The sequence below is a fragment of the Shewanella sp. 5_MG-2023 genome (genome assembly GCF_030547465.1).
Taxonomy (GTDB): Bacteria; Pseudomonadota; Gammaproteobacteria; order Enterobacterales; family Shewanellaceae; genus Shewanella.
The window spans coordinates 1-25,441 of record NZ_JAUORC010000018.1 but is presented as its reverse complement, the minus strand read 5'-3'; the positions used below and the strand labels follow the sequence as shown (position 1 = coordinate 25,441).

General features: G+C 40.5%; 23 protein-coding genes. 7 read left to right on the top strand and 16 right to left on the bottom strand.

Translation table 11 applies throughout. The annotated features are described in order from the left end of the window. Positions 1-65: 65 nt before the first annotated feature. From Q4557_RS12045 to rimK, 4 genes are read right to left on the bottom strand one after another with little or no spacing between them, the layout of a single operon-like run. Positions 66-929 carry a mechanosensitive ion channel family protein gene (locus tag Q4557_RS12045; RefSeq protein ID WP_303412968.1) on the bottom strand — a complete coding sequence of 288 codons (864 nt, stop codon included), beginning with the start codon at positions 927-929 and terminating at the stop codon, positions 66-68. Between the two features lie 45 nt (positions 930-974). Continuing rightward, a complete protein-coding gene (locus Q4557_RS12040) occupies positions 975-1,400 on the bottom strand; it encodes a RimK/LysX family protein (protein WP_102435517.1) in 426 nt (141 codons plus the stop codon). An 11-nt stretch (positions 1,401-1,411) separates the two neighbouring features. Next, positions 1,412-2,434, bottom strand: coding sequence for a succinylglutamate desuccinylase/aspartoacylase family protein (locus Q4557_RS12035; RefSeq protein ID WP_303412965.1), 1,023 nt, complete (start codon positions 2,432-2,434; stop codon positions 1,412-1,414). 13 nt (positions 2,435-2,447) lie between these two features. After that, entirely contained in the window at positions 2,448-3,353 is a 906-nt protein-coding gene (rimK, locus tag Q4557_RS12030; protein WP_102519522.1) for a 30S ribosomal protein S6--L-glutamate ligase, read from the bottom strand. 139 nt (positions 3,354-3,492) lie between these two features. On the opposite strand from rimK, the gene Q4557_RS12025 reads away from it, so the two are divergent. Next, positions 3,493-4,341 carry a LysR family transcriptional regulator gene (locus Q4557_RS12025; RefSeq protein WP_102531121.1) on the top strand — a complete coding sequence of 283 codons (849 nt, stop codon included), beginning with the start codon at positions 3,493-3,495 and terminating at the stop codon, positions 4,339-4,341. Between the two features lie 83 nt (positions 4,342-4,424). Then, entirely contained in the window at positions 4,425-5,021 is a 597-nt protein-coding gene (locus Q4557_RS12020; protein ID WP_102476741.1) for a DUF1569 domain-containing protein, read from the top strand. Positions 5,022-5,062: 41 nt separating this feature from the next. On the opposite strand, the gene Q4557_RS12015 is transcribed toward Q4557_RS12020, so the two are convergent. The 6 genes from Q4557_RS12015 to zwf all read right to left on the bottom strand — a co-directional run bounded on the left by Q4557_RS12015 (position 5,063) and on the right by zwf (position 11,695). Beyond that, positions 5,063-6,166, bottom strand: coding sequence for a hypothetical protein (locus Q4557_RS12015; protein ID WP_303412958.1), 1,104 nt, complete (start codon positions 6,164-6,166; stop codon positions 5,063-5,065). An 11-nt stretch (positions 6,167-6,177) separates the two neighbouring features. Further along, complete coding sequence (locus Q4557_RS12010; protein WP_303412955.1) at positions 6,178-6,879, bottom strand: class I SAM-dependent methyltransferase; 702 nt, start codon at positions 6,877-6,879, stop codon at positions 6,178-6,180. Positions 6,880-7,015: 136 nt separating this feature from the next. Next, on the bottom strand, positions 7,016-7,657 hold the full coding sequence (locus tag Q4557_RS12005; RefSeq protein WP_303412952.1) for a bifunctional 4-hydroxy-2-oxoglutarate aldolase/2-dehydro-3-deoxy-phosphogluconate aldolase: 642 nt from the start codon (positions 7,655-7,657) through the stop codon (positions 7,016-7,018). 19 nt (positions 7,658-7,676) lie between these two features. Beyond that, a complete protein-coding gene (edd, locus tag Q4557_RS12000; RefSeq protein WP_102531117.1) occupies positions 7,677-9,503 on the bottom strand; it encodes a phosphogluconate dehydratase in 1,827 nt (608 codons plus the stop codon). An 11-nt stretch (positions 9,504-9,514) separates the two neighbouring features. Beyond that, positions 9,515-10,213, bottom strand: a complete 699-nt coding sequence (pgl, locus tag Q4557_RS11995; RefSeq protein WP_102531116.1) for a 6-phosphogluconolactonase — start codon at positions 10,211-10,213, stop codon at positions 9,515-9,517. A gap of 9 nt (positions 10,214-10,222) precedes the next feature. Further along, complete coding sequence (zwf, locus tag Q4557_RS11990; protein ID WP_102435536.1) at positions 10,223-11,695, bottom strand: glucose-6-phosphate dehydrogenase; 1,473 nt, start codon at positions 11,693-11,695, stop codon at positions 10,223-10,225. A gap of 330 nt (positions 11,696-12,025) precedes the next feature. Here zwf and Q4557_RS11985 point away from each other — a divergent pair, with 330 nt between their 5' ends. Together Q4557_RS11985 and pyk are read left to right on the top strand one after the other, a co-directional pair. Continuing rightward, positions 12,026-12,880: a MurR/RpiR family transcriptional regulator gene (locus tag Q4557_RS11985; RefSeq protein WP_102435538.1), complete on the top strand. Its 855-nt coding sequence runs from the start codon at positions 12,026-12,028 to the stop codon at positions 12,878-12,880. Positions 12,881-13,089: 209 nt separating this feature from the next. Continuing rightward, complete coding sequence (gene pyk, locus Q4557_RS11980) at positions 13,090-14,529, top strand: pyruvate kinase (protein ID WP_102435540.1); 1,440 nt, start codon at positions 13,090-13,092, stop codon at positions 14,527-14,529. Between the two features lie 205 nt (positions 14,530-14,734). Here the strand turns inward: pyk and Q4557_RS11975 are convergent, their stop codons facing one another. Both Q4557_RS11975 and Q4557_RS11970 read right to left on the bottom strand, forming a co-directional pair. Then, the gene (locus Q4557_RS11975) at positions 14,735-17,011 is read right to left on the bottom strand and encodes an acyl-CoA dehydrogenase (protein ID WP_303412944.1); all 2,277 of its coding nucleotides are present in this window, start codon (positions 17,009-17,011) and stop codon (positions 14,735-14,737) included. Positions 17,012-17,023: 12 nt separating this feature from the next. Beyond that, the gene (locus Q4557_RS11970; protein ID WP_076541009.1) at positions 17,024-17,665 is read right to left on the bottom strand and encodes a TetR/AcrR family transcriptional regulator; all 642 of its coding nucleotides are present in this window, start codon (positions 17,663-17,665) and stop codon (positions 17,024-17,026) included. 193 nt (positions 17,666-17,858) lie between these two features. Between Q4557_RS11970 and Q4557_RS11965 the strand changes: the two genes are divergently transcribed. After that, positions 17,859-19,742 carry a M2 family metallopeptidase gene (locus tag Q4557_RS11965; protein ID WP_303412942.1) on the top strand — a complete coding sequence of 628 codons (1,884 nt, stop codon included), beginning with the start codon at positions 17,859-17,861 and terminating at the stop codon, positions 19,740-19,742. Positions 19,743-19,855: 113 nt separating this feature from the next. Here Q4557_RS11965 and smrA read toward each other — a convergent pair whose 3' ends face one another. Continuing rightward, positions 19,856-20,446 (bottom strand): DNA endonuclease SmrA, encoded by a 591-nt coding sequence (gene smrA / locus Q4557_RS11960; RefSeq protein ID WP_102435546.1) that lies wholly within the window; start codon positions 20,444-20,446, stop codon positions 19,856-19,858. Positions 20,447-20,632: 186 nt separating this feature from the next. Here smrA and Q4557_RS11955 point away from each other — a divergent pair, with 186 nt between their 5' ends. Both Q4557_RS11955 and Q4557_RS11950 read left to right on the top strand, forming a co-directional pair. Beyond that, the gene (locus Q4557_RS11955; RefSeq protein ID WP_303412940.1) at positions 20,633-21,181 is read left to right on the top strand and encodes a DUF4440 domain-containing protein; all 549 of its coding nucleotides are present in this window, start codon (positions 20,633-20,635) and stop codon (positions 21,179-21,181) included. A gap of 128 nt (positions 21,182-21,309) precedes the next feature. Continuing rightward, positions 21,310-21,792 (top strand): YchJ family protein, encoded by a 483-nt coding sequence (locus tag Q4557_RS11950; RefSeq protein WP_102435550.1) that lies wholly within the window; start codon positions 21,310-21,312, stop codon positions 21,790-21,792. A 27-nt stretch (positions 21,793-21,819) separates the two neighbouring features. Here the strand turns inward: Q4557_RS11950 and Q4557_RS11945 are convergent, their stop codons facing one another. The 3 genes from Q4557_RS11945 to Q4557_RS11935 all read right to left on the bottom strand — a co-directional run bounded on the left by Q4557_RS11945 (position 21,820) and on the right by Q4557_RS11935 (position 25,241). Beyond that, entirely contained in the window at positions 21,820-23,997 is a 2,178-nt protein-coding gene (locus tag Q4557_RS11945; protein ID WP_303412937.1) for a bifunctional diguanylate cyclase/phosphodiesterase, read from the bottom strand. 253 nt (positions 23,998-24,250) lie between these two features. Then, positions 24,251-24,538 (bottom strand): DUF406 family protein, encoded by a 288-nt coding sequence (locus tag Q4557_RS11940; protein WP_102476730.1) that lies wholly within the window; start codon positions 24,536-24,538, stop codon positions 24,251-24,253. A 199-nt stretch (positions 24,539-24,737) separates the two neighbouring features. Continuing rightward, positions 24,738-25,241: a VC2046/SO_2500 family protein gene (locus Q4557_RS11935; RefSeq protein WP_303412934.1), complete on the bottom strand. Its 504-nt coding sequence runs from the start codon at positions 25,239-25,241 to the stop codon at positions 24,738-24,740. Positions 25,242-25,441 lie beyond the last annotated feature (200 nt).

Genomic DNA, 25,441 nt, shown 5'->3' with positions numbered 1-25,441 from the left:
ACCGCTGATACAATATTGATTATCATCAAATGTATCAGCGGTATTTTTATTTAATAATTTACTGTTTACCTTTGCTTTATTAGTGTCAGTGAGCCATCCAGATGCACATCACGTTGTGGATATGCCACCACAAAATTGTTTTGCTCTAATAATTCATCCAGTGCAAAACGAATATTACTTCGCGTCACCCTTAACCCCCCTTCTACAGTGGAGTTAATCCAAAAGTTAACTTCAAATATTAGCGCGTTGTCACCAAAGTCTTCAAAACTCACCACAGGTTTAGGCTCAATTAATACCTCTTTTTGTGCGATAGTTGCTTCATATAACAAATCTGCGACAACTCTTGCCTTAGTCCCATAAGCTACGCCAACCCGCACATTTGACCTGACTAAATTATCAACTAGTGTCCAATTCACCACAGTGTTTTCTAATAACGTGCTATTGGGGATCAACAAGTGAACGCCATCAACCCGTCTTATACGAGTCGAACGATTATTAATGGCTTCGACTATGCCTTTAGCACCTTCAACTTCAAGAAAATCACCAATTTTAATGGGGCGTTCCCACATTAATATCCAACCACTAATGAAGTTGTTAATAATGTTTTGCGCGCCAAAACCAAAACCGATTGCAATGGCACCGGACAAAAATGCAAATGCGGTAATGGGCACATTAATTAAATCAAGCGAAGTAATTAATAATATTGCAATGGCGATGACATACAATATACGTTGCAACAGATGGATAATATTAGGGTCAGTCTTTTTAGACGTTAACCGCTTAGTGATCAGTTTTACTAGCAATTTAGTGATGAACAAACCGACAATTATGATCACCGGAATGATCAATAACCCACCTAAGGTAATTGGCTGTTGTGCAACAGTAAACACTGTCAAATTTAGCCATTGTTCAACTTGTACGAAATCCATTATTGCACCTCGTCGTTATTACTAAACCTGAATTCATATTTAGATTCAAGATCCTAAATATACCGCTGACGGATCCACTAAAAACCGTGTACCTAAAGCTTCACGACCAAATAGCATTAAATAACTCATGTCTGAGCGATCGGTAAGGGTAATTTCAATCGACCACTTTTGTTGCCCAAGAACTACTGGCGTTTTAATCACATAACGTTGCTCCGAGGTGCCATTAGATGACTTAATTTTACGGATATCACTAATAGGAGCATGGCAGCTTTTTACCGTATCAACATTATGTGAATCTGGGTGAATATCAAACGAGACACAATGCTCGCCATCTATCAGCACCTTTTTAATATTATCTACATGTAAAGACGAAGTTTTAGCCCCTGTATCCACACGTACTTGTAACTCGGTGATACCCAATTTAGGCAGCGCGATATACTCTAAGTTGCCAATAATCGTTTTATTTTTCATATCGAAACTCATTAATTTACAGAATCTGGTAATAGTTGTTCTTGAACATTTTCAATGTGTTCAGCAATTTTTTCATCATTTTCGCTAAAGTAAGCAATATGAAACATGGCTTCACCTTCTTGCACTAGCGGTATGTTTTGTTTACCGATTATTATGCCAGAGCGTGATGCGATCACCGAGTCAATCACTTCGCCATAGGGGCTACCAATTTCAGCCAAAACTTGCCCTTTAGTAATTTGTTCACCCAAATTAGCAATGTTATGCACAATCCCACTGGCATTGGCACGTACCCACTGACTGCCGTTGGCGATAAATGGGGCGCGCTTTTTCTTTGCTTTTGATGATGATTTTCTAATCATGCCTAAGTGCTGCAACACATTTAAAATGCCTTTCATGCCTGCACGTATTGAAAACTCATCAAATCTTAGCGCTTCACCTGCTTCATACAAGAGGATTTTGGTTTCATTCTTAACAGCTGACTCCCTTAAAGAACCATCCACTAGGTTTGAATTTAAAATAACCGGCACGCCAAACACTTCGGCAAGTAGTTTGGTTTCCTCATCGTCCATATCCGCTCTAATTTGCGGGAAATTAGAGCGGTGTATCGCGCCAGTATGTAAATCGATGCCGTAATCACAATGTCTAACGATTTCATTAAGAAATATATGTGCTACCCGCCCAGCTAATGAACCTTTCGCAGAGCCAGGAAAACAGCGATTTAAATCTCGTCTATCTGGCATGTAGCGGCTTTGATTCACAACCCCATACACATTGACCATAGGTACAGCTATGAGGGTCCCTGAAGTGATCTTAAATTTATTTTGTTTAATTAGCCTTCGTATAATTTCAATGCCATTTAATTCATCACCATGTACCGCCGCACTGATAAATATTGTTGGCCCCGGCTTTTTGGCACGGATGATATGTACCGGTAAAGAAACATCAGCATCGGTATATAATTTTGCTACCGGTAGCTCTATTTTGCGCTGCTCACCGGGTAAAATGGTAAAATCGCCAATAATTAACTTATCCATAATGACGTCCTAATCAGCCTTTACCACGGGTTTTGTTTTTATGGGGCTTGGCATTCTTTTCTAAAAATTGAAATACCATTGACGCGACATCTTTACCCGTTGCCGTTTCAATACCTTCAAGCCCTGGTGATGAATTAACTTCCATCACCATAGGGCCATTTTGTGAGCGCAGTAAATCAACGCCGCATAAGTTTAGCCCCATAATTTTGGCTGCATTAACTGCTGTTTCACGCTCTTCTTTAGATAATTTAACCACTACAGCAGAGCCACCGCGGTGCAAGTTGGAACGAAACTCACCTTCTGCCCCTTGGCGCTTCATTGCCGCAACAACCTTACCGCCAACCACTAAACAGCGAATATCGGCGCCACCAGCTTCTTTAACAAATTCTTGTACCAAAATGTTGGCTTTTAACCCCATAAAGGCTTCGATAATGGCTTCAGCAGCTTTAGCGGTATCAGCAAGAACCACCCCGATACCTTGAGTGCCTTCTAGTAGCTTAATCACAACAGGCGCGCCACCAACGTTTTTAATTAAATCTTTAATGTTGTCAGGCTTATTAGCAAAACCGGTACGTGGCAGCCCAATGCCTTTACGTGACAATAATTGCAATGAACGTAATTTATCGCGAGATCGGCTAATGGCGACAGATTCATTGATATTAAAAGTCCCCATCATTTCAAATTGTCTCGCCACAGCAGTACCGTAAAATGTTACCGATGCTCCAATACGCGGGATCACCGCATCATACATAGGTAACTCTTTACCATCGTAGCGCAAGGTTGGCTTACTGCTGGTAATATCCATGTAGCAATGTAATGTATCAATAATATCCACTGTGTGGCCCATAGCTTCACCGGCCTCTTTTAAGCGGCGAGTTGAATATAAATTTGGGTTTCTTGATAGAATGGCAATTCTCATAATATGTCCTGAACATGTTTCTTTTATTGCACAAAGGTGCTGTAATTCGCTGAGTGTAAGAGTATCTCTCTCATAAATATAACGTTATATTTTGATGTGTTTAATTAAAAAATTTAATCACAGCTTTTAAAGGATTTTGATGAAAGTAGAATTATTAAAAACATTTTTAGAAGTTAGCCATACGCTACATTTTAGAGTCGCTGCCGAAAATTTGTTTATCACTCAATCTGCTGTCAGTGCCAGAATCAAGCTTTTAGAAGAGGACTTGGGGGTGTTACTGTTTGATCGCAGTAAGAAACACCTCAAATTAACACCAGAAGGAAACCGATTAATTAAGCATGCCAATGAGCTGTTATTGATGTGGCAAAAAGCCAAGCAAGATGTGGGGATTGCTGAGGGTGATAACCACCAACTGGCCATAGGTTCTATCATGTCTATATGGGATATCGTCCTACAAGGCTGGCTCACCAAAATTCACCTCAATATCGAAGGGATGAGTTTATTAACCAGTACCCTATCGCCCGTTGAATTAAGAAAAAGCCTGTTAAGTCGCGTTATTGATGTGGCCTTTTTATTCGAGCCGCCTTATGTAGAAGATCTTGTCATCACTAAGGTTGCGACTGTGCCGTTATACCTAGTGAGCACAGAATCAAATCGTGCCAAACAAAAGTCGACATTAGCAAACTACATTATGGTGGACTATGGTGAGTCGATTAACAGCCAATACCGCCGCAATTTTCAAGACTCACCGCCAGCAAAACACTCGATGAACCAACCAAGGATTGCACTTAATTTTTTATTGGATGTCGGTGGCTCCGCCTACCTGCCAAGACAAATGGCGTTTGAATATATTGAAAGCAATAGACTTTTTATTGTCGAAGATGCGCCGGTTTTTTCTCGAGAAATTTATGCAGTGTATTTAGAAAAAGGCCATAAAGTCGATATTATTGAACAAACGCTACAGCTATTTCCCTACCTTAAAACTTGATTTTAAATCAGTGAAACAGCAAGGCAAAATTAACAGCTGGCGTAATTTTAGTCTGCTACTCACAAAGCCCAACAAGGATAACCATGGACAGAAGAGCGTTTTTAACAGCTTTGGTAAAAGGCAGTGCCGTGGTTGGCGCTGGTGTGACAATTGCAGGTACAGTGACTTGGTTTAGCATCACCCCAGCACCTCGGCCATTGACTATAGATAATATATTATCTCAAATAGCGCAATTGCTTGCTGCAGCCGTCATTGGCAACAACCCAGAGCAAGCAGCAAAGGCTACTTTAAGCACGACATCAGCAGGTTGGGATTTAAACCAAATTTTTACTCATTGCGCCCAAAGTGTTGAGTATTCAATGACAGGTTATCCCCAGCAAAAAGCAGAGATTTTTAAACACACTATTGGGGCTAGCGCATTTGCTTTATTCAGTGCTAAAGGCAAGATGACTCATAACCTTGCAGAAGTCATACCCGGTGCACCTTTAATTTCAAAGCAGGCTGATTATTTGCTAGCCCTCAAAAGATTGCAACAATCGCTCGTAGATTTTCAGCAATATAACGGTCATTTACAGCCCCACTTTGCTTATGGCAAGCTCAGTAAACAAGACTACGCCCTTGCCCATGTAATGCACTTTAATAATCATATGCAGCAAATACAGCTGCGCACGTTAAGCTGAAACTATATAAGGTCAATAACAGCCATTATATTGGCCTAGTGTCAGCAATTTGGTTTAACGAGACCTAGTGTTAGTTCACCAATAAGCGCATCTGGTTGATCGACTCCAATATATACACTATCAATACCTTTAATAGGCTCAACTAAGGTTAGTTTGACATTGGGAGCGCCAGAAAAGTTAAAGCGTTTTATCGTTTCAGCACGTCGAATGGCTAATTTGTTGGGTTCGACAGTTTTAATATTACTTAAATCAATGCTAAAGCTATTAAACACTCCGTAGCGAATATGTAATTTATTCTGAATTCCGATGCTTGCTCCTGAGCCTGAATTTAAATCTGCGAGGCCAAGCTCAGCTTGAGTGTTTGGGTTGTAATTATCAGTGACTAATGAGGCTGCACAATTCTCTATTGTGATCGGTCTGCGTGACATAGCACGGTATTCAGCAATAAAGAATACTAAACTCACCAAGGTTAATGCCGTTACCACATTAGCGCTGAACGCTGAAAACATAAAATGAACCAGTAAATGCATCAGCGGTATTTCAAACATTATCATCATTATAAATCCTAGCGCGTTAGACTGATTACCGTCTTTATGATGATAACTAAATTGTGAATCACCGTGATATGTTGACGGTTTGATTAAATGGCCACACAAAAAGAAGCTCCAAACTCTGGCTTCAAAAATCATGATATCGGCTACCAAGTTATTACCAAATAAAGCACTAATTGGCTGCTTAATTGCAATATCAGGATCAACTCCTGATTTAAGCGCCGTTTTTATGGCAAATATCACGCAGGTAATTGAAAATGCCTCAATTAATACAAATACCGTCAGTAACAGGTAACGGATCTGAGTTAAATAAGGCCATAATATTTGTTGCTCTGAGGGAATAATATAACTGCCAAGCAGTATTAAAATAGCAAAATAACCGAGTGCCTTAACAAGTGCTAACTTGGTAGATTTGATACACAAAAAGCAAATTATGGGTAAAATGATAGCAGCGTCAATGAGTAACAACCAATCGAATTTTGCTGCGCCATAATCATTAATCCACATATCGTTTTGATAAAATAAAAACCAGGCAAACGATAGAACTAGCAGACTAATAAAAGGGATTTTGGAAGCTAATGGCCATGTTCGCATTCGATCACTCCTTAATTAACACTGTTTTTCTTAGCAAATAAAAACCTATCAGTGGCCTTCTTCTGACCATCGACGATATGATCTTGGGTAAAGCTGGTGACAATTTCAAAATCATATTGGCAGAGCAAAGACGCTATAAATTCAGGTTGATAAAAATACATATGTAGCTTGTCACCTTCAGCAGACTCTTGCACACATGATTGACTGTAATCATCTTGCATAAAGCCAATATAGATCAACGCTTGTGGTGTGGATACCTTAGCTAAAGATTCAATAAAAGGCGCTATATCGCTTTTTGCTAAATACGGCAGACAAAATGAGCACAGCAGTACATTAAATTTATCGTTAGAAACAGATATCTGCCGGATATCGTTAACCTCAAATTTCCCCGTCGGGTTTTGCTGCTTGGCAATCGTTATCATCGCCGTAGATAAATCTATTCCACTGATATTTATCGGGACATTTCGTTGCTGAGCTAATGCTTGTTGCAAATACAAACTGGCGTTACCTGGTCCGCAGCCGATATCGTATACGGAAATACCCGTTTCTGTTTTAAATGCCGATTTAGAACTAGATTCAATGTTGAATTGAGTGTCTATTAACGCAGCAAAACGATTAAGACTATCAGCATATAAGGCACAATCCATGTATTTTTGCTGATATTTATCAGCCGCTTTATCAAATACGTTTACTGTTTGCTGGTACTTGTCCATTTAACGAAGTGTCCATTTTAAAGTGCCAATTTAAGAGTATCTATTTATACACTATTAATTTGATGATCGGTCCTATTTTAAAGACAAAAAAGCCACTCGAAAGTGGCTTTTAGCTGTTATTAGTTAAACTCTAGCGTTATAAAGCGCTGATAGCCTCTTTACATAACTGGGTAATACGACCCCAATCTTCTTGTTCCATTGCATCAGTAGGCGCGATCCAGCTACCACCAATACAATCAACATTGGCTAATGCTAAGTAGTTTTTATAGCTTGTCGGCGTAATACCGCCTGTTGGACAAAAACGAATATTCGCCAATGGACCCGAGAAGGCTTTCAATGCATTAACGCCGCCAGACGCTTCAGCTGGGAAGAATTTAAAATGAGTGTAACCCAACTCCATCCCCGCCATGACTTCTGAGATGCTCGCAACACCTGGAATTAACGGCACATTACCACGCTTAGCTGCTTTTAACAGGTCAACGGTAGCACCTGGCGTAATAATAAATTGTGAACCCGCATCTACAGCTTGCTGCAGTTGCAATTCATTTAAAATAGTACCTGCCCCCACTAACGCATCTGGGACTTCTTTAGCAATTAATGCAATGGCTTCTAAAGCACATTCTGTGCGTAAAGTGACTTCTAAAACACTGATGCCGCCCGCTACTAATGCTTTAGCTAACGGTACTGCATGCTCAATTTTATTGATAACCATTACAGGAACAATCGGGCTGCGTTTAAAAATATCTTGTGGCTGTAACGTCCAGTTATTCTCAAGCATTCGAGTATCTTCCTTTTAATTAATAAATTTCGTCAATGGCACTGGTACTACGAGCGCCTGTTTCTGGGCTGCTTAAACTATTTCGTAAAGCACCGAATAATTCACGGCCCATGCCATAACTTGAGTGATGTAGATCTACTTTCCCTGCTACACGTGCAGTTAAAGTGGCTTCATCCACCAGTAAACTTAGCTCGCCGGTATCAGCATTAACACGGATCATGTCGCCATCTTCAACCTTAGCGATAAGGCCACCATCTAATGCTTCTGGCGTTAAGTGAATCGCTGCAGGCACTTTGCCTGACGCGCCAGACATACGGCCATCTGTAACAAGCGCCACTTTGAAGCCCTTATCTTGTAAGGTACCTAAATATGGCGTGAGTTTATGTAACTCTGGCATACCGTTAGCTTTCGGGCCTTGGCCTTTTACCACCACAACACAATCTCGGTCTAAACCACCTGCTTGGAAAATTGCATCAAGCTTGTTTTGGTCGTCAATCACAACCGCTGGACCTTCAACAATTCTGTTAGCTGCTGGTACAGCAGAGACTTTGATCACTGAACGACCAAGGTTACCTTTAAGTAATTTTAGACCGCCGTTATTTTGAAAAGGTGTGTCGATGTGAGTTAACACTTCTTTGTCTAAACTTTCTGTTGGCCCATCAACCCAAGTTAACTTGCCATCAAGAATGCGCGGCTCTTGGGTATATTTACGTAAACCAAAGCCCGCTACAGTGTTGACATCCTCATGGATAAGCCCTGCATCTAGCAATTCTTTGACTAAAAATGCCATACCGCCTGCGGCGTGGAAATGGTTAATATCAGCATGACCGTTTGGATAAACCTTTGCCAATAATGGTACGCAATCAGATAAATCTGAAAAGTCATCCCAGTTTACAATGATGCCAGCGGCGCGCGCTGCAGCAACAATGTGCATAGTCAGGTTGGTAGAACCACCTGTTGCAAGGATGCCTACAATGCCATTAACCACTGATTTTTCATTTACAATCTCACCGATTGGGGTGTATTGGGTGCCCATTTCGGTTAAACGACACACTTGTTTAGCTGCCATTGCGGTTAGTTCATCACGTAGTGGATCATCAGGATTCACAAACGAAGAACCAGGTAACTGTAGCCCCATCATTTCAAGCATTAACTGATTAGAGTTAGCAGTACCGTAGAAAGTACAAGTACCCGCACTGTGATAAGAGCTTGATTCAGCTTCTAACAATGCCGCTCTATCAACTTTACCTTGTGCAAATTGTTGACGTACACGGGCTTTTTCTTTGTTTGGAATACCAGATTTCATTGGGCCTGCTGGCACAAACATCATTGGTAAATGACCAAAACTTAACGCGCCAATCAATAAACCCGGAACAATCTTGTCGCAAATACCTAATAATAAGGCGCCGTCAAACATATTGTGAGATAAACCCACCGCCGTTGACATTGCAATCACTTCACGACTCAGTAAGCTTAGCTCCATGCCAGGTTGGCCTTGGGTAACACCGTCACACATTGCCGGAACGCCCGCAGCAACTTGAGCAACACTACCGACTTCTTGGCAGGCTTTTTTAATGAAATTTGGGTAATCTTCATATGGCTGATGAGCAGATAACATGTCGTTAAATGCCGTCACAATACCGATATTCGCTTTGGTTAATTGACGTAAAGAGTCTTTATCATCTGGCTTACAAGCCGCAAAACCGTGGGCTAAGTTACCACAGCTTAATGCACTACGATGTACGCCTTTGGCGCGAGCATCGTTTAATGCTTCGAGATATTTTTTACGTGAATCTTGGCTACGAGCGATAATTCGATCGGTAACAGCTTGAACTACTGAGTGCATGGTTAACTCCTTTACGCGCTATAAAACACATCAACGGGCGTTTTACGCTGCGCTAATACGGCTCTAATTGGCATTGCATTCACATCGTCGCTTTCCAAAGCTTGGCGATATACGGATAGTTTTGACTCACCTACTAAATGCAGATAAATCTGGCGACTGTTTAAAATGGCACCTTTAGATAAGGTAATACGTGCATGTGGAGCAGTCGTTGGATTAACGGCTGCGCAAAGTAAATCAGTCGTAAAAGCGTTTTCTAATTCTTTACTGCAAGGGAACCACGAACAAGTGTGGCCATCTGTACCCATGCCTAATACCACAACATCAAATGGTTTAGGGAAGTTAGCCAGAGACTCAATCGTCATGTCACAGCCCTTTTCAGGGCTATCAAACATATTCTTTAAACCACGGAATTTGGCACTTGCTGCGCGATTTTGTAATAAATGTGCTCTTACTAAGCGCTCGTTAGAATCTGCAGCTTCTGCATCTACCCAACGTTCATCGGCAAGTGTGATATAAACATCACTCCAGTCGATCGCTTTATTGCTTAGTAATTGAAATAATTTAAGCGGTGTCGAGCCACCTGAAACAACAAGGCTTGCTTTACCACGGCTATCAACCGCATCCTGCAACTGACTGGCAATTTTGTCAGCTAATTTGGTTTCGAGATCCGCTGGGGTTGCAAATGCTTTAAATACAGATTCTTTAATCATAATATTTCCTTACTCGTCCCAAGAACGACCATCTTTAGTGATTAAAGCAACTGAAGCCACAGGGCCCCATGTACCTGCTGGATATGGCTTAGGCTTCTCGCCGCCATTTTCCCAAGAATTGATGATGCCATCGACCCAAGTCCAGGCTTGCTCAACTTCATCACGGCGCACGAACAATGCTTGATTACCTAACATGGCTTCAAGTAATAAACGTTCGTAAGCGTCGGCAATGCGTTCGTTTTTAAAGGTATCGGTGAAACTTAAATCAAGTTTGGTGGTTTGGATGCGTTGCTTTTCTTCCAGACCTGGGACTTTATTCATCATTTGAATTTCAACACCTTCATGGGGTTGCAAACGAATAGTCAACTTGTTTGGTGGTAAGTTACGCATGGTGTCACGATATAAATTATGCGGCGGGTTTTTGAAGTAAACCACAATCTCACTGCTCTTAAACGGCATACGTTTGCCACTACGTAAGTAGAACGGCACGCCAGCCCAGCGCCAATTATCAATATCAACGCGAAGCGCTACAAAGGTTTCAGTGTTAGATTTAACATTGGCGCCCTCTTCTTCTAAATAACCAGGAACAGGTGAGCCTTTTAAATAACCACTAGAATATTGACCACGAACCGTGTTTTCAAACACGTTGTTTGGGGTAATTGGACGCAATGACTTAAGTACTTTTACTTTTTCATCACGAATGCTATCAGCATCTAAATTTACTGGCGGGTCCATTGCCACAAGCGTCAGCACTTGCAGTAAATGGTTTTGGATCATGTCACGCATTTGACCTGCAGTATCAAAGTATCCCCAACGACCTTCAATACCGACTTCTTCAGCTACGGTGATTTGTACATGATCAATCGTGCGGTTATCCCACTTAGAAGCAAACAATGAATTCGCAAAGCGCAGGGCAATGAGATTTTGAACGGTTTCTTTACCTAAATAGTGGTCAATTCGGTAAACTTGATTTTCATTGAAGAATTCAGAAACTTTGTCATTAATGACTTTTGATGACGCAAGGCAAGTGCCAATTGGCTTTTCAAGCACGATACGGGTGTCGGAATGAATAAGGTTTTGCTCATTAAGACAACGACAGATTTCACCAAAGATTGACGGAGGCGTGGCGAAATAGCTGACCATTACACGCTTAGTTGGCTCTAAAAGACCATGGAAAGCTTTGTAGCCTTCAGAATCGGTAAAATTAGTACCGATATAATGACAACGAGCAATAAAGCGAGCGAGGGTCTCTTCACATAACTCGTCCTTTACAAAAGTGTTTAATGCTTTATTGACAAGTTCAATGAACTCTTCTTGAGTAAAGGCATCTTTAGCGACACCAATAACTTTGGTGTCTTTATCTAATAGATTCGCTTTATCAAGCTGATAGAGAGAAGGTAACAACTTACGGCGTGCTAAATCGCCTTTGGTGCCAAAAAGTACAAAGTCGCAAGCCTTGGCGCCTATTGATGAGTTACTCATTGCTTAAAATACTCCTTTATTATGCGTGTTCACAGGCAAACCATTTTTAGTTGCCAGTGAATAAAAGCACACTTTTGTTGTAATATAACAACAGAATTAAATTTGTGCATTATAATTTTACAATTATTGATATTGGTTACATCTAGCCTTTTTCACATAAAACCTGATAGTATTTTAGTTGTTAAATTACTTTACTATCATAGATTAGTTACAAAAAATAAAACAAAACGGCTTATAATCGTTTTTAGAGGTATGAAAATTACTTCATTTCCTCCTAAATTGTAATTTATGATATAAAATTACATCATCCATTTTAGCGGACAATTACTTATGAATACCCTTGAGAAGGTGCAAAAAAGCCTTACACAATTTAGTAAGTCAGAGCGAAAAGTTGCAGAGGTCATTCTCTCTTCTCCGCAAACGGCGATTCACTCTAGTATTGCAACGCTTGCCAAAATGGCTGACGTCAGCGAACCCACTGTGAACCGTTTTTGTCGCAGACTTGATACTAAGGGCTTCCCTGATTTTAAGTTACATTTGGCCCAAAGTCTTGCTAACGGTACACCTTATGTAAGCCGCCATGTTGAAGAAGATGATTCTCCTGAATCCTATACAACAAAAATCTTCGAATCTTCAATGGCATCCCTTGATACTGCCCGTCAAAGCCTTGATGTGGTTGCAGTCAATAAAGCCGTAGATATTTTAACGCAAGCTAAAACAATATCGTTTTTTGGCCTGGGAGCATCCTCATCAGTTGCTCACGATGCGCAAAATAAGTTCTTCCGTTTTAACGTACCGGTCATTTGTTTTGATGATGTATTAATGCAACGTATGAGCTGTATTGGCTGCGATGAAGGTGATGTTGTGGTGCTTATATCCCACACTGGCCGTACTAAATCATTAATCGAAATAGCCCGAATTGCCCGTGAAAATGGCGCTGCGGTGATTGGGATTACTGCTCGTAACTCGCCACTGTCTCACGAATGTACGTTGCCTGTTACCATGGAAGTGCCAGAAGATACTGACATGTATTTACCTATGGCTTCACGTTTAGCACAGCTGGTTACTATTGATGTGTTAGCCACAGGCTTTACCTTGAGAAGAGGCCCGCGTTTTCGCGATAATCTAAAACGTGTTAAAGAAGTATTGAAAGAATCTCGGATAAATAAAGATCTTACCATCTAATTATTACTAAATAATTACCTGTCCGAAAGGCCGAACAATATTACCTGTTCGGCCTTTTTTATTGAATTTATACGACTCAGTCACAGATATATATCTCAAAAACGATCTTTTTGTTCGTAACTTTCCTACATAATTCGAAAATCTCTGTTAATATAAGTCCATAATATTTAGTACCGAATTCTTTTTCTTTTAAATTAACGGAGTATCCTATGTTCCGCAGAACTAAAATCGTTACGACACTTGGACCTGCAACCGACCGCGATGATAACCTACGTAAAATCATTGCCGCTGGTGCAAATGTTGTACGTCTTAACTTCTCACACGGCTCACCAGAAGATCATCTTAAACGTGCTACTGACGCTCGCAATATTGCAAAAGAGTTAGGTGTTCACGTAGCTGTATTAGGTGATTTGCAAGGCCCCAAAATTCGTGTATCTACCTTTAAAGATAACAAAAAAATTCAGTTGAATTTAGGTGATACTTTCATTTTAGATGCAGATCTTGCTAAAGGTGAAGGTGACGAGAAACAAGTTGGTATCGATTATAAAGAATTGCCAAATGACGTTGTCATAGGTGACATTCTTATGCTTGATGACGGCCGTGTTCAGCTTAAAGTTGAATCTGTAGAAGGTCGTAAAGTTTTCACTAGTGTTACTGTTGCGGGTCCTTTATCTAATAATAAAGGCATCAACAAAAAAGGCGGCGGATTAACAGCCCCTGCACTAACTGAAAAAGACAAAGCAGATATTTTAACGGCTGCGCAAATTCAGGTTGATTACTTAGCCGTTTCTTTCCCACGTACTGGCGCTGATTTAGATTTAGCACGTAAGCTTGCTGAAGATGCGGGCAGTTTTGCACTTATTGTATCAAAAGTAGAACGTGCAGAAGCTGTTGGTACTGATGAAGCGATGGACGATGTCATTAAAGCATCTGACGCGGTAATGGTTGCACGTGGTGACTTAGGTGTTGAAATTGGCGATGCTGCATTAGTTGCAGTACAAAAGAAACTTATCCGTCGTTCACGTCAATTGAACAAAGTTGTGATTACTGCAACTCAAATGATGGAATCAATGATTTCAAGCCCTATGCCAACTCGTGCTGAAGTTATGGACGTAGCGAACGCCGTACTAGATGGCACTGACGCTGTGATGCTTTCAGCTGAAACTGCTGCCGGTGACTTCCCTGAAGAGACTGTGTTAGCAATGAGCAATGTTTGTGCTGGTGCAGAACAGCATCCATCAGTGATGTCTTCTAAGCATAGAATGAACGAAACATTCGATACTATTGAAGAAACCATTGCCCTTTCAACTATGTATGCTGCAAACCATTTAAAAGGTGTTAAAGCTATCATCAGCTTGACTGAATCAGGCGAAACCACCAAGTTAATGTCGCGCATCAGCTCTGCATTACCAATTTTCGCACTGTCTCGTCATCAAAAGACCTTAGCAAAATTAGCTTTATTCCGTGGCGTTATGCCAGTTCAGTTTGATTCTACAGCTTTCCCAGCTGATGCATTAGCATCAGAAGCGTTAAAAGCGGTTGCAGCTGCTGGTTACCTTAAATCAGGTGACATGGTATTAATGACTAAAGGCGATGCAATGGAAACTGTTGGTGGCACTAACACTTGTAAAGTACTTGTTGTTGCTTAATATGAGTTAATTGCTTCAAATAGCTAATAAAAAACCACCTGATTAGGTGGTTTTTTTATGTGCTAAATATGTGTGTTTTGATTTAGAAAATTGTGTGTCGTCATTATTTCAGGCTAACAGTACCCAAGGCATAAACATTACTTGTTTAACATTCAAACCTCAGGTAACGCTAGACCGTTACAGTCAAACGTCAGTTAACTTTCGATTATAGGCTTTCAAAATCATTGACATGAATAGCAGCTAAGCGCTTTTCATTGGCATCAAGTAGCTGCTCAAGCTCTGCTTGATTAATCACGTGATTGGCTAAAGCTTGGTTAAACAAGTCAACCATTGGCTGTTTCGCATCAAGAGTCCCCGCTTTTTGGGCTTTCTTAAGGCGAGAGTACAAACCTTTACAAGCATATTTAGCTGTAAATGCTTGCTCAACTTCAGCAATGCCGCTGCTATCTCCGTCAAAATCAGCACATAAGAAAGTTAACCTATCTCTTGCTGGCGAAGGTTGCATGAAACCATCTGCTAAGGTCGTTGCTTGTTTGTCAGTTGGCGCATTAAAGTGATTACCTAATGGAAATATGATCACTCTAAGCAATACGCTAACAAACTTATTTGGGAAGTTACGAATAGCCTCTTCCAATGCTTTAGCGGCAAGATGTAATCTTTCAGTCATGACATAATGCACTGCCGGTAAATCATCTTGTTGACGGCCATTATCTTCAAACAGCTTTAAGGTTGCTGATGCTAGGTATAATTGACTTAGCACATCGCCCATACGCGCTGAGATCATCTCTTTACGTTTTAAATCACCGCCCATGACCAACATAGCTAAATCAGTCATTATCGCTAAAGCTGCCGAGATACGGCTCATATCACGATAATATTGCTGAGTGGTACCACTAACTGGCGATGAATTGGTTTTACTGGCTGTTAATGCATTAAAGAAAGCCATGACGCCATTTCGAATAGCATAAGTCATATGGCCCATTAATAATGAATCGAAACGGTTAATGGCTGCTTTTTGATCTTCCATCGCCGCAGTTTCCATTTCAGCCAATACATAAGGATGACAGCGTGTTGCCCCTTGACCAAAAATCATCAGCGAACGGGTCAAAATATTCGCCCCTTCAACAGTGATAGAAATAGGACTGGCCATATAAGCATGACCGAGATAGTTTTTCGACCCTAACTGAATACCTTTACCAGACTGAATATCCATCGCATCTTCTACCACATCTCGACCTAATTCAGTCATGTGATATTTAGCAATCGCTGTAACCACCGATGGTTTCACTTTTAAATCAATACCGGTGGTGGTTAAACATCTGGCCGCTTCTAATTGATAAGTGTTAGCGATAATACGCGCTAGCGCTTCTTGTACACCTTCAAATTTACCAATTGGCATACCGAACTGCTGTCTTACATAACTATAAGCTGTTGTGGTTTTAGTGGCCATATGACCCGATGCAGTTGCCAATGCTGGCAATGAAATACCACGGCCGGCAGATAAACACTCAACCAGCATTCTCCAGCCTTTACCCGCAAACTGAGGGCCGCCAATAATCCAATCCAGTGGAATGAATACATCTTCACCACTTGTGGTGCCGTTCATAAAGGCCATCATCAATGGATTATGACGACGACCAATTTCAACACCGGGATGATCGGTTGGAATTAACGCACAGGTAATACCAAGATTAACCGTATCACCTAATAAGCCCTCAGGGTCACGCATTTGAAATGCAAGACCAAGCACTGTAGCTACAGGTGCCAAGGTAATGTAACGTTTATCCCAAGTAAGACTTAAACCTAATACTTCTTCACCATTAAATTCGCGGCGACACACAATACCAGTATCAGGTATTGCACCAGCGTCTGACCCCGCCTCTGGGCCAGTTAACGCAAAACACGGTAGCTCATCACCATTAGCTAACGCAGGTAACCAACGCTGTTTTTGCTCTTCAGTACCATAATGAGTTAATAACTCACCAGGGCCTAAAGAGTTAGGAACCATAACCGTAACGGCCGCACTAATGCTGCGAGAGGCAATTTTACTGACAATGGTTGAGTTGGCGTAGGCAGAAAACTCTCGACCACCAAATTTAGTGGGAATAATTAATGCAAAAAAACCTTCTTTTTTGAAGTAATCCCATAACTCAGGTGGTAAGTCTTTGCGGTTGTGAACAATGTCATAATCATCCATCATACTCAGCGCTGTTTGCACTTGGTTATTGATAAAGTCTTGCTCAGCTGCTGTTAATTGGGGTTTACCGTAATTGTGAAGCGTGTTCCAGTTTGGATTTCCGCCAAACAATTCACCTTCCCACCACACATCACCCGCTTCCATCGCCTCTTTTTCAGTACTAGATAATGGCGGAAGTACTTTCTTAAAAAACGAAAAAACCGGACGCGTGATAAATCGCATCCTTAAATTACGCACACCAAATAACACAGCAAGTGCTATTAAAACCAGTATAACGACAGTCATGTTAATCCCTTATTACTTAGCTAAAATTGGCACTGAAACACCAGCGGCCATATATGGAATCACCTTACGAATGATTGCTTCAGTATCATTATGTTCACCATAATCAGCTTCTGCAATTTCGTTAAGTGCATCAGCTGAAGCCATGGTGAATACTATGGTCCCTAAGGTAAAGTGTAGTCGCCAAAACATTTCTGCAGGCGGAATATGCGGCGCACTTTCTGATACCGCTTTAACGAAAACTTTTAAATAATCACCATAATGCGTGGTGATAAACCACCTTAAATGGCCCTGACTTTCGATATAACCACGACCTAACAATTGCAGAAATATCGTTGTTCCCCCCTGCCTAACTTGGTTTAATTCCAATAATGGATTAATTAGAGATGAAAATATCTCATTCAAATTAGCTAGTTGTGGATTTTTAAATAATCTATCTATTTCAGCAGCTGCGCTTGGCATGAACACATCTAAATAGCGTGCTAATACAGCTCTAATCAGCTCTTTCTTTGAACCAAAATGATAATTAACTGAAGCTAAATTAACTTCGGCTTTGCTAGTAATTAGACGTAAAGATGTTTCTGAAAAGCCCCTCTCAGCGAAAAGTTTTTCAGCAGCATCTAATATTCTTGTTTTTGTATCTGTTCTGCCTGCCATTCCATGACCCAAATCAATTAAAACACTCGTTTAAATTAAACATTGAGCGCACAGTTGTCAATCTAATTTCTTGTAGCTATTACATCTCAACACAGTAACAGCAACCCTTTGTGCACCAAGTTGCAACTAAAATGCAATATTTAAGTTAATTATGTAAACTGTCGTCGAAAATAAAAATAAGGAAACCTGTAAGATGAAGTTAACTATTAAACAACCGTCTACTATCGCTGTTGTTATTTCAATGGCGCTTGGCCTTTCAGCCTGCCAACAAATGGATGAAGAGATTAATTTAACCACCACAAATCCTCTGCCACCAGCTAGCCAATCAAATGAAAAAACAACCAAAATTGATAGCGCTTCAGCAATCGCATTTATTAATGATGCTGAAGCACAGTTGGCCAAACTCTCTGTAGAAGGCGCACGCACCGAATGGGTTTATAGCAATTTTATCACTGAAGATACTGCTGCGCTTTCTGCTGCAATTAGTGAAAAAATGACTTCGATGTCAGTTGGCTTTGCCACCGAAGCGGCTAAATATGCCAAGGTCGAATTAGATCCTGTTAACGCCCGCAAGTTACATATTTTACGAAGTAGCTTGGTATTACCTGCGCCATTAGATCCTGCTAAAAACGCTGAGCTTGCACAAATTAGCTCAGAACTGAATGGCTTATACGGTAAAGGGAAATACTGTTTTGCCGATGGTCGCTGCTTAACCCAGCCAGAATTATCAAATTTGATGGCTGAATCTCAAGATCCTGCGGTGCTATTAGAAGCATGGCAAGGATGGCGTGAAATAGCCAAACCTATGCGTCCATTATTTAAACGTGAAGTTGAGCTGGCTAATGAAGGCGCGCAAGATTTAGGCTTTAGCGATTTATCAGAACTTTGGCGTAGTCAATATGATATGGAGCCTGAGGCGTTTTCAGCCGAATTAGACCGACTTTGGGGTGATATTAAACCTTTATATGATTCACTACATTGTTATGTCCGTGGCGAACTAAATCAGCAATATGGAGACGAGGTAGCACCAGATAATGGTCCTATTCCTGCGCATCTATTGGGTAATATGTGGGCTCAGCAATGGGGAACCATTTACAATACTGTCGCCCCTGATGATGCAGATCCTGGCTACAATGTTACCGAGCTTTTAGCGGCCAATAACTATGATGAAATTAAAATGGTTAAGCAAGCTGAAGGGTTTTTCTCATCATTAGGCTTTGAAGCGCTACCAGAAACATTTTGGACTCGCTCATTATTTGTGCAGCCTAAAGATCGCGATGTCGTTTGTCATGCTTCAGCTTGGGATCTAGATAACGAAGACGATATTCGCATTAAAATGTGTATTCAAAAAACCGCCGAAGACTTTACCGTTATTCATCATGAATTAGGTCACAACTATTATCAGCGCGCTTATAAAAACCAACCTCACCTATTTAAAGGTTCTGCAAACGACGGTTTCCATGAAGCCATTGGTGACACGATTGCGCTATCAATTACGCCGAGTTACCTCAAACAAATCGGTCTATTAGATGAAGTGCCTGATGAATCAAAAGACATCGGACTGTTACTGCGTCAAGCCCTTGATAAAATTGCCTTCATGCCATTTGGTTTGATGATCGATCAATGGCGCTGGAAAGTATTTAATGGCGAAATTAGCCCAGCTCAATATAACCAAGCTTGGTGGGATTTACGTGAAAAATACCAAGGCGTTAAAGCGCCTATAGCACGTACTGAAGCAGACTTTGATCCGGGCGCTAAATATCACGTCCCTGGCAATGTTCCTTACACACGCTACTTTTTAGCCCACGTACTTCAATTCCAGTTCCATAAAGCATTATGTGAGATCGCCGGTAATGAAGGCCCAGTGCACCGTTGTAGTATTTATGGTAATAAAGACGCCGGAGATAAGCTTAATCAAATGCTTGAGTCAGGTTTAAGTCAGCCGTGGCCTGAAGCGTTAAATATCGTCACTGGCACTAAAAACATGGATGCTAAAGCGGTACTCGATTATTTTGCGCCATTACAAGTGTGGTTAGATAAGCAAAATAGCCAACAAAACCGTCAATGCGGTTGGTAACTCATCGTTAGCTGTTTTAAATGAACTGCCAATAACAAATAGGCCCACTGACTGTTTTAGTGAGTAGGCCTTGTTATAAGGGTAATAACGCTATGTGATGCCGATAATATAGACTACCTAAAACCGCTTCCTTTACGATTAGTTTCACTTGCCTCAATTCGTTGCTGAGCGGATTTAACCAGCATAACAAATACTGCACCGGTGCCACCCTGAGTACGAGTAGCAGAATGATAGGCTTGCACTTCGTCTAACTGCATCAACCATTGGCACACTGCTGATTTCATTAACCCTGGGTATGGCTTACTTTTAAAGCCTTTACCGTGAATAACCAAAATATTACGCTCACCACGATGATGTGCTTTGATAATCGCCTCGATAAGGTATTCCCGCGCTTGAGCTAAGCGATAAACATGTAAATCAACCACTGTTTGATATTTATATTTACCAAGCCGCAGATGACTAAACACTTCATCTTGAACCCCATCAAGCTTGTAACTCACCATGTCTTCCGGTTTTACCGCGCTAATCATCATCGGATCTACAGTAAGTTTACTAATGTACTCATTCTGCGCTGCAGCAGCTCGTCTGGCTAATTGCGCTTCTGTTGCGATGTCGGAATCGAAGCTAAAAATACTATCACTGGCCTTAATGGGTTTTACCCCTGCCATTTCTGCTAAAAACAGTGCGCTGTCATCGTTATTCATTATTGGTTCCTACACACTTTGTAAAGATTATCCACTTTAGTATCACTACCGAATAATTTATAGTGTTGCCATTGTCGTAATGACTATTGTTAGAATCACTAAGAGCAAAATAATTGCATGCCTCATTATAAAATATTTTTTATTGCCTGCTTCTCATTAATCAGTTTTTTCAATCAAGCTGTGACCTTGACAGATAACGAAATCATAAACCAAAACTATAAAACTTTTGCGTCAGGTTTTGAAAATTTAGATATCAGTATCATCGAGACCATGTATACCGATGATGCGGTGTACCTTTCTGAAACACCAAATCAAGGTATCATTACCGGTAAACCACAAATAATTGAACTTTATCAGCATTTTTTTGAAAAAATTGCTAAAAGAGAAGCCCGTATTGAAGTCGATTTTCGAGTCATCAATAGAAAGCTAACTAACGATAGTGCTACTGACGTTGGCTTTTATTTGGTTCGATTCCACCCTAAAAAAGAAACAGGCGATCAAATTAGTGTATTTTCAGGTAAATTTGTTTTTGTGTCTCAAAAAGACACTAACAATCAATGGCAGTTTATTGTTGATTCAAACACCAAAATGAACCCTGAGCTTTACTATTCGGCAAAACCCATTTCTAACTTATATTATGGTCGCCAATTCAATACTGAAGCTAAATCAATATCAGTTGAAAATGAAGCTGAAGTGGGTTCTGTACCCGTTGAAGCAGAACATCGAATTCCATAGCAATTGTTAAAGCTACTAGTTTAAAACTCTTATTAACCAGTTTAATAATCAGTGCTTTAAGCCATTAAAGATAAGCCTTCAACACTTTATAACCCATTTTTACTCATTGCATTTAAAAGACAGCTACTATGACGACTAAAATACATTGTCCCTGCGGCAGTGATTCAACTTATGAAGATTGTTGTAAGCCATACCACAGTAATGTTCAAGTTGCAGCCACAGCTGAGATCCTGATGCGCTCGCGTTATTGCGCCTTTGTATTACAACACTATCCCTATTTAATCGAGACTCATCATGCTAACTATCGCGGCGGCCTATCTATTAATGATTTGTCTCAAGGGGCTGAGCTTACTCGATGGCTTGGATTAGAGGTGATTAATTTTGAGCCACAAGATGAGCTCGCCACGGCAACGGTGACCTTTAAAGCTTGGTTTTATCATGACGGTGAAATCGATGCGATCTATGAAAAATCACAATTTGTTCGAGAAGACGCTAAGTGGTTTTACACCACTGGTGAGCAATTTAACGCGGATTTACCAAAGCGAAATGACCCATGTATCTGCCATAGTGGTAAAAAATTTAAAGCCTGCTGCATGAAGTTAACAGGCTAACACGCCATCAAATAACAACAAGTCGTGCTAATGCACGACTTCATTTTTTTCAAAAATAAACTGTGAAAATTCGTTTTCTCTTATGGCTGGGCTGTATAAATAACCCTGTGCGTGATGGCAACAGCTATCTTCAAGGAACAGCTCTTGCTCCTTGGTTTCAACCCCTTCTGCTGTTAGGGATATATTTAACGCCTTGGCCATAGCAATAATGGCGCTGACAATTTCACGGCTCTGATGACTGGTGGTTAAATCGGCAATAAATGAGCGATCGATTTTTAACTTAGTAATTGGAAACTGCTTTAAATAACGCATAGAGCTGTAACCTGTACCAAAATCATCGATGGCTAAGCCAACGCCTAAATCGGCTAATTCTTGGCAAAGTCGGGTTGCATGGCGAATATCTCCCATTAACTCAGTTTCAGTAATTTCTAAAATTAAGCTTTGTGGTTTAATCCGGTAGCGGGTAACTAAGCTCCAAACTTGCTCAAATAAATTGCCACTGAAAAATTGCCTTGCAGCAACATTAACATGCATGACGATATCAACATTCTTATGCTGCCATAAGTTAAGTTGCTTACAGGCCGCTTCCAATACCCATTCGCCAATGACAGTGATCATGCCGGTTTGTTCAGCGATATCAATAAATGCCCCCGGGTAAAGCACACCTTTTTTGGGGTGATGCCAGCGGATTAATGCTTCTGCGCCAATAAATTTATGATTTTTTAAATCCATCAGTGGCTGATAATACAGTTCAAATTGCCTGTTACGTACCGCGGTTTGTAAATCTCGCTCTATTTCGGCGTTATTTTTAAAGGTTGCTAATAAGTCATCATTAAAGACTTGGTAATTCAGTGATGGCTTCTTTTTCGCGTACTGCAGAGCAATATCAGCACAGGATAGTGGTGAAAACTGATCTGCAACCGCAGCTATATCAACAATGGCTAGCGCCGCTTTAGGGTCAACTTTTTCACGACCAATTACCGAGGTGACCAGTAATTGTTGATATAACTTATTAATATTGTTCTCGAGTAATTCAGCAGCATAAAATTGCGGTAAAATCATTGCAAATTCGTCACTGCCGACTCGCGCCACATCAATAGCATCATGGCTGTTAGCAAAATGCTTTAATCGTCGAGCGACTTCGGATAACAAGGCATCGCCTTGCTCATGACCATTGGTATCGTTAAACCGCTTAAAGCCCATTAAGTCGATAAGGATCAACGTGCCTTGTGAGAGCCTTTCTAATTGCTGAGTAAAATGAAGGCGATTACTCAGGCCGGTGAGGCTGCAATTCCAAGCAAGATGCTCGAGCTGCTCTTTGCTTTTACGCTGAGCAGTAACATCAAGGCATGACACTAAGGCGTAATCGTTTCCTTGCTCAGTGACAAAGCGGTTGGCTTGATACTGCACCCAGTAGTTCGAGCCATCAAGACGAGTTAGCTCACTTTCACCTTCTACCACATTGCCATTGATTAACGCTTGGGTCATTTCATCAGCAAGCTCTCGTTTGCCACGAAAAAAATCTAAGCTGACTAATTGATTATCTTGAACAATATCGCGACTTAGGCCAGTCATTTTTTCATGAGCTGGATTTATATATTCAATAATTTGGGTTTTAAGATTAATAAGCATCAATACATGCTTAGCTTGCTCTGTAGCACTATGAAATAGTGTTATTCGCTCATCTTTATCGTAGGCATAGCGGGTGGCAAGGGTTAAAGCCAATTGATCGGCAAATTGACAAGCAAATTGTATTTGATCGCTTGTTAGCTTTAGAGGATGTTCAAACTCAATGCACAATAGCCCTTCTATATGACCATTGATACGGATGGCAACATCTAAATTTGCGTGAACATTGGCTTGCTTATAATAAGCACTTAAGCCCTGCAGACGGGTGTCAGTTTGAGAACTGTCACTGACAATATGACGGTAACGGCGTATATCATCAAAGTAGGCATTTGCAACAAGATTATCGTTGCGGTGTTGGTAAATTAATTGTTTTAAGCTGTCATCAGCAGACAGACAAGCAATGATTTCTTGCTTTAGTGACTTGTTACGTAATGAAATAACTGAAACGCTACTAGCATTAAAAAACTTTAGTAGTAATTTACAGACTAACTCTGAGGTCTGTTTAAAGTCGCCTTGTTCTTTGGCGACAGAGTTTACAATTAACTCTAATAAATGTTGTTGTTCAGTTTGCTTCATTATTATTCCCAAAGGACAACTTAACAGTCGGGTAAACCTCTTTCTGTGGAGGTTTTTTCTACTCAAAATAACGGAACTTAGCCGTTAATAACACTTTAAAAAAGTTAAGAAGTGTTGCTAAAAAGAGATATTTACAAAAATGATATTATCAAAATCATGATGTTGAATTTTACTCAACTTCGGTAAATGAAGGTTACACTTCCTATTTTAAAACAGCAAGTTGTAACCTTCAACACCTCATAGAAAAGACTAATTAAAGGCCGTTTTCTAATTGGAAAATCATTTTTTCTACCGTAACGTCAAATTCAAAAGTAACCACCGCATCTTGCTCGGTTACTTGCTGCTGTACTTTGACATTGCTAAAACGTTCTTTGGCTTTGCTAACTAAGTCATCTGCAATTTGCTGAAAGTTTTCACCATCAACTTGCAAGATAAGTTGTGTATCTTCTTCTTCGATAACAGCACCAATATCGACAAAGCTGCCGCAATCATTACAGTTGTCACTGACTTGTACTTCTTGCTTAGTAATCGTTTTTATCACTTTTATCACCTATCAATACACATTAAAACGTCAGCATAGCCCAAAAACTGAAATAAAATTTTTATATGCCTCACAATATTACCAATCAGTAATACACCTAATTGGGGCTGTCTAACCAGCGGGCGCTTAACGCTTAGTAGCAACTAACTCAAGTAACGGCTTAATCACTGCCACGGCATTTACTAAGCACCTGCATTAACTAGGCAACGGCATAAAGTTGTGATGCTAGGGTTTCGCTCATCTTTCTTTGTATGGTTAATTGCTCAAGAAATTCATTTTGCGCTAGAGCTGATGTATCTGGGACTAATTGTTGGTGCTTAAGTTTAGTCAGTAGATCACAATTCGCTAAGGTGATTTGCAAATCTTTATCATATTTTCCCCGCGTCACTACAGCTTCAGGTTTTAACGCCTGCTGTAAATGAAATTGGCTTAAACCGCTTTCATAAAAATCACCGGCATGATTAATCGCCTGTTGCTGAGATATATCGCACACTAATGCTTGGGGTTTAGGAATATGTAACTGTTTATATAATTTTTCATCAATGGATAAATTTTTATCGACTTGAAATTGCGCCATATCGCAAGCGTCATTAGACAACATAGAAAGTAGTAGCGCGAATTCGCCTCTTCTATGGTGTTCAACTGCATCATTAAGGCGATTGCCTAATTGCAGTTCGTTGACTAATGGCGACTCAATTTGCATATATTTACATCAAATTTATCAAGGTTGATATTTTATCGACCACTTAAACAAATACTTGAGCATTATTTTCGATTTTTCCTTTACTTATATTTAATTCGTGACTACTATTGCCGCCGCAATTGAGGAGGGGTTCCCGAGTGGCCAAAGGGATCAGACTGTAAATCTGACGGCTCAGCCTTCGAAGGTTCGAATCCTTCTCC

Coding starts and splice junctions, on each gene's coding strand:
- Q4557_RS11975 (WP_303412944.1), bottom strand. CDS start 17,011: ATGACTGTCGTTATACTGGTTTTAATAGCACTTGCTGTGTTATTTGGT.
- Q4557_RS12020 (WP_102476741.1), top strand. CDS start 4,425: ATGGACAGAAGAGCGTTTTTAACAGCTTTGGTAAAAGGCAGTGCCGTG.
- pyk (WP_102435540.1), top strand. CDS start 13,090: ATGTTCCGCAGAACTAAAATCGTTACGACACTTGGACCTGCAACCGAC.
- Q4557_RS11945 (WP_303412937.1), bottom strand. CDS start 23,997: ATGAAGCAAACTGAACAACAACATTTATTAGAGTTAATTGTAAACTCT.
- Q4557_RS11950 (WP_102435550.1), top strand. CDS start 21,310: ATGACGACTAAAATACATTGTCCCTGCGGCAGTGATTCAACTTATGAA.
- Q4557_RS12010 (WP_303412955.1), bottom strand. CDS start 6,879: ATGGACAAGTACCAGCAAACAGTAAACGTATTTGATAAAGCGGCTGAT.
- Q4557_RS11970 (WP_076541009.1), bottom strand. CDS start 17,665: ATGGCAGGCAGAACAGATACAAAAACAAGAATATTAGATGCTGCTGAA.
- zwf (WP_102435536.1), bottom strand. CDS start 11,695: ATGAGTAACTCATCAATAGGCGCCAAGGCTTGCGACTTTGTACTTTTT.
- Q4557_RS11965 (WP_303412942.1), top strand. CDS start 17,859: ATGAAGTTAACTATTAAACAACCGTCTACTATCGCTGTTGTTATTTCA.
- Q4557_RS11935 (WP_303412934.1), bottom strand. CDS start 25,241: ATGCAAATTGAGTCGCCATTAGTCAACGAACTGCAATTAGGCAATCGC.
- rimK (WP_102519522.1), bottom strand. CDS start 3,353: ATGAGAATTGCCATTCTATCAAGAAACCCAAATTTATATTCAACTCGC.
- Q4557_RS12040 (WP_102435517.1), bottom strand. CDS start 1,400: ATGAAAAATAAAACGATTATTGGCAACTTAGAGTATATCGCGCTGCCT.
- Q4557_RS12005 (WP_303412952.1), bottom strand. CDS start 7,657: ATGCTTGAGAATAACTGGACGTTACAGCCACAAGATATTTTTAAACGC.
- Q4557_RS12035 (WP_303412965.1), bottom strand. CDS start 2,434: ATGGATAAGTTAATTATTGGCGATTTTACCATTTTACCCGGTGAGCAG.
- pgl (WP_102531116.1), bottom strand. CDS start 10,213: ATGATTAAAGAATCTGTATTTAAAGCATTTGCAACCCCAGCGGATCTC.
- Q4557_RS12045 (WP_303412968.1), bottom strand. CDS start 929: ATGGATTTCGTACAAGTTGAACAATGGCTAAATTTGACAGTGTTTACT.
- Q4557_RS11985 (WP_102435538.1), top strand. CDS start 12,026: ATGAATACCCTTGAGAAGGTGCAAAAAAGCCTTACACAATTTAGTAAG.
- smrA (WP_102435546.1), bottom strand. CDS start 20,446: ATGAATAACGATGACAGCGCACTGTTTTTAGCAGAAATGGCAGGGGTA.
- edd (WP_102531117.1), bottom strand. CDS start 9,503: ATGCACTCAGTAGTTCAAGCTGTTACCGATCGAATTATCGCTCGTAGC.
- Q4557_RS12025 (WP_102531121.1), top strand. CDS start 3,493: ATGAAAGTAGAATTATTAAAAACATTTTTAGAAGTTAGCCATACGCTA.
- Q4557_RS12015 (WP_303412958.1), bottom strand. CDS start 6,166: ATGCGAACATGGCCATTAGCTTCCAAAATCCCTTTTATTAGTCTGCTA.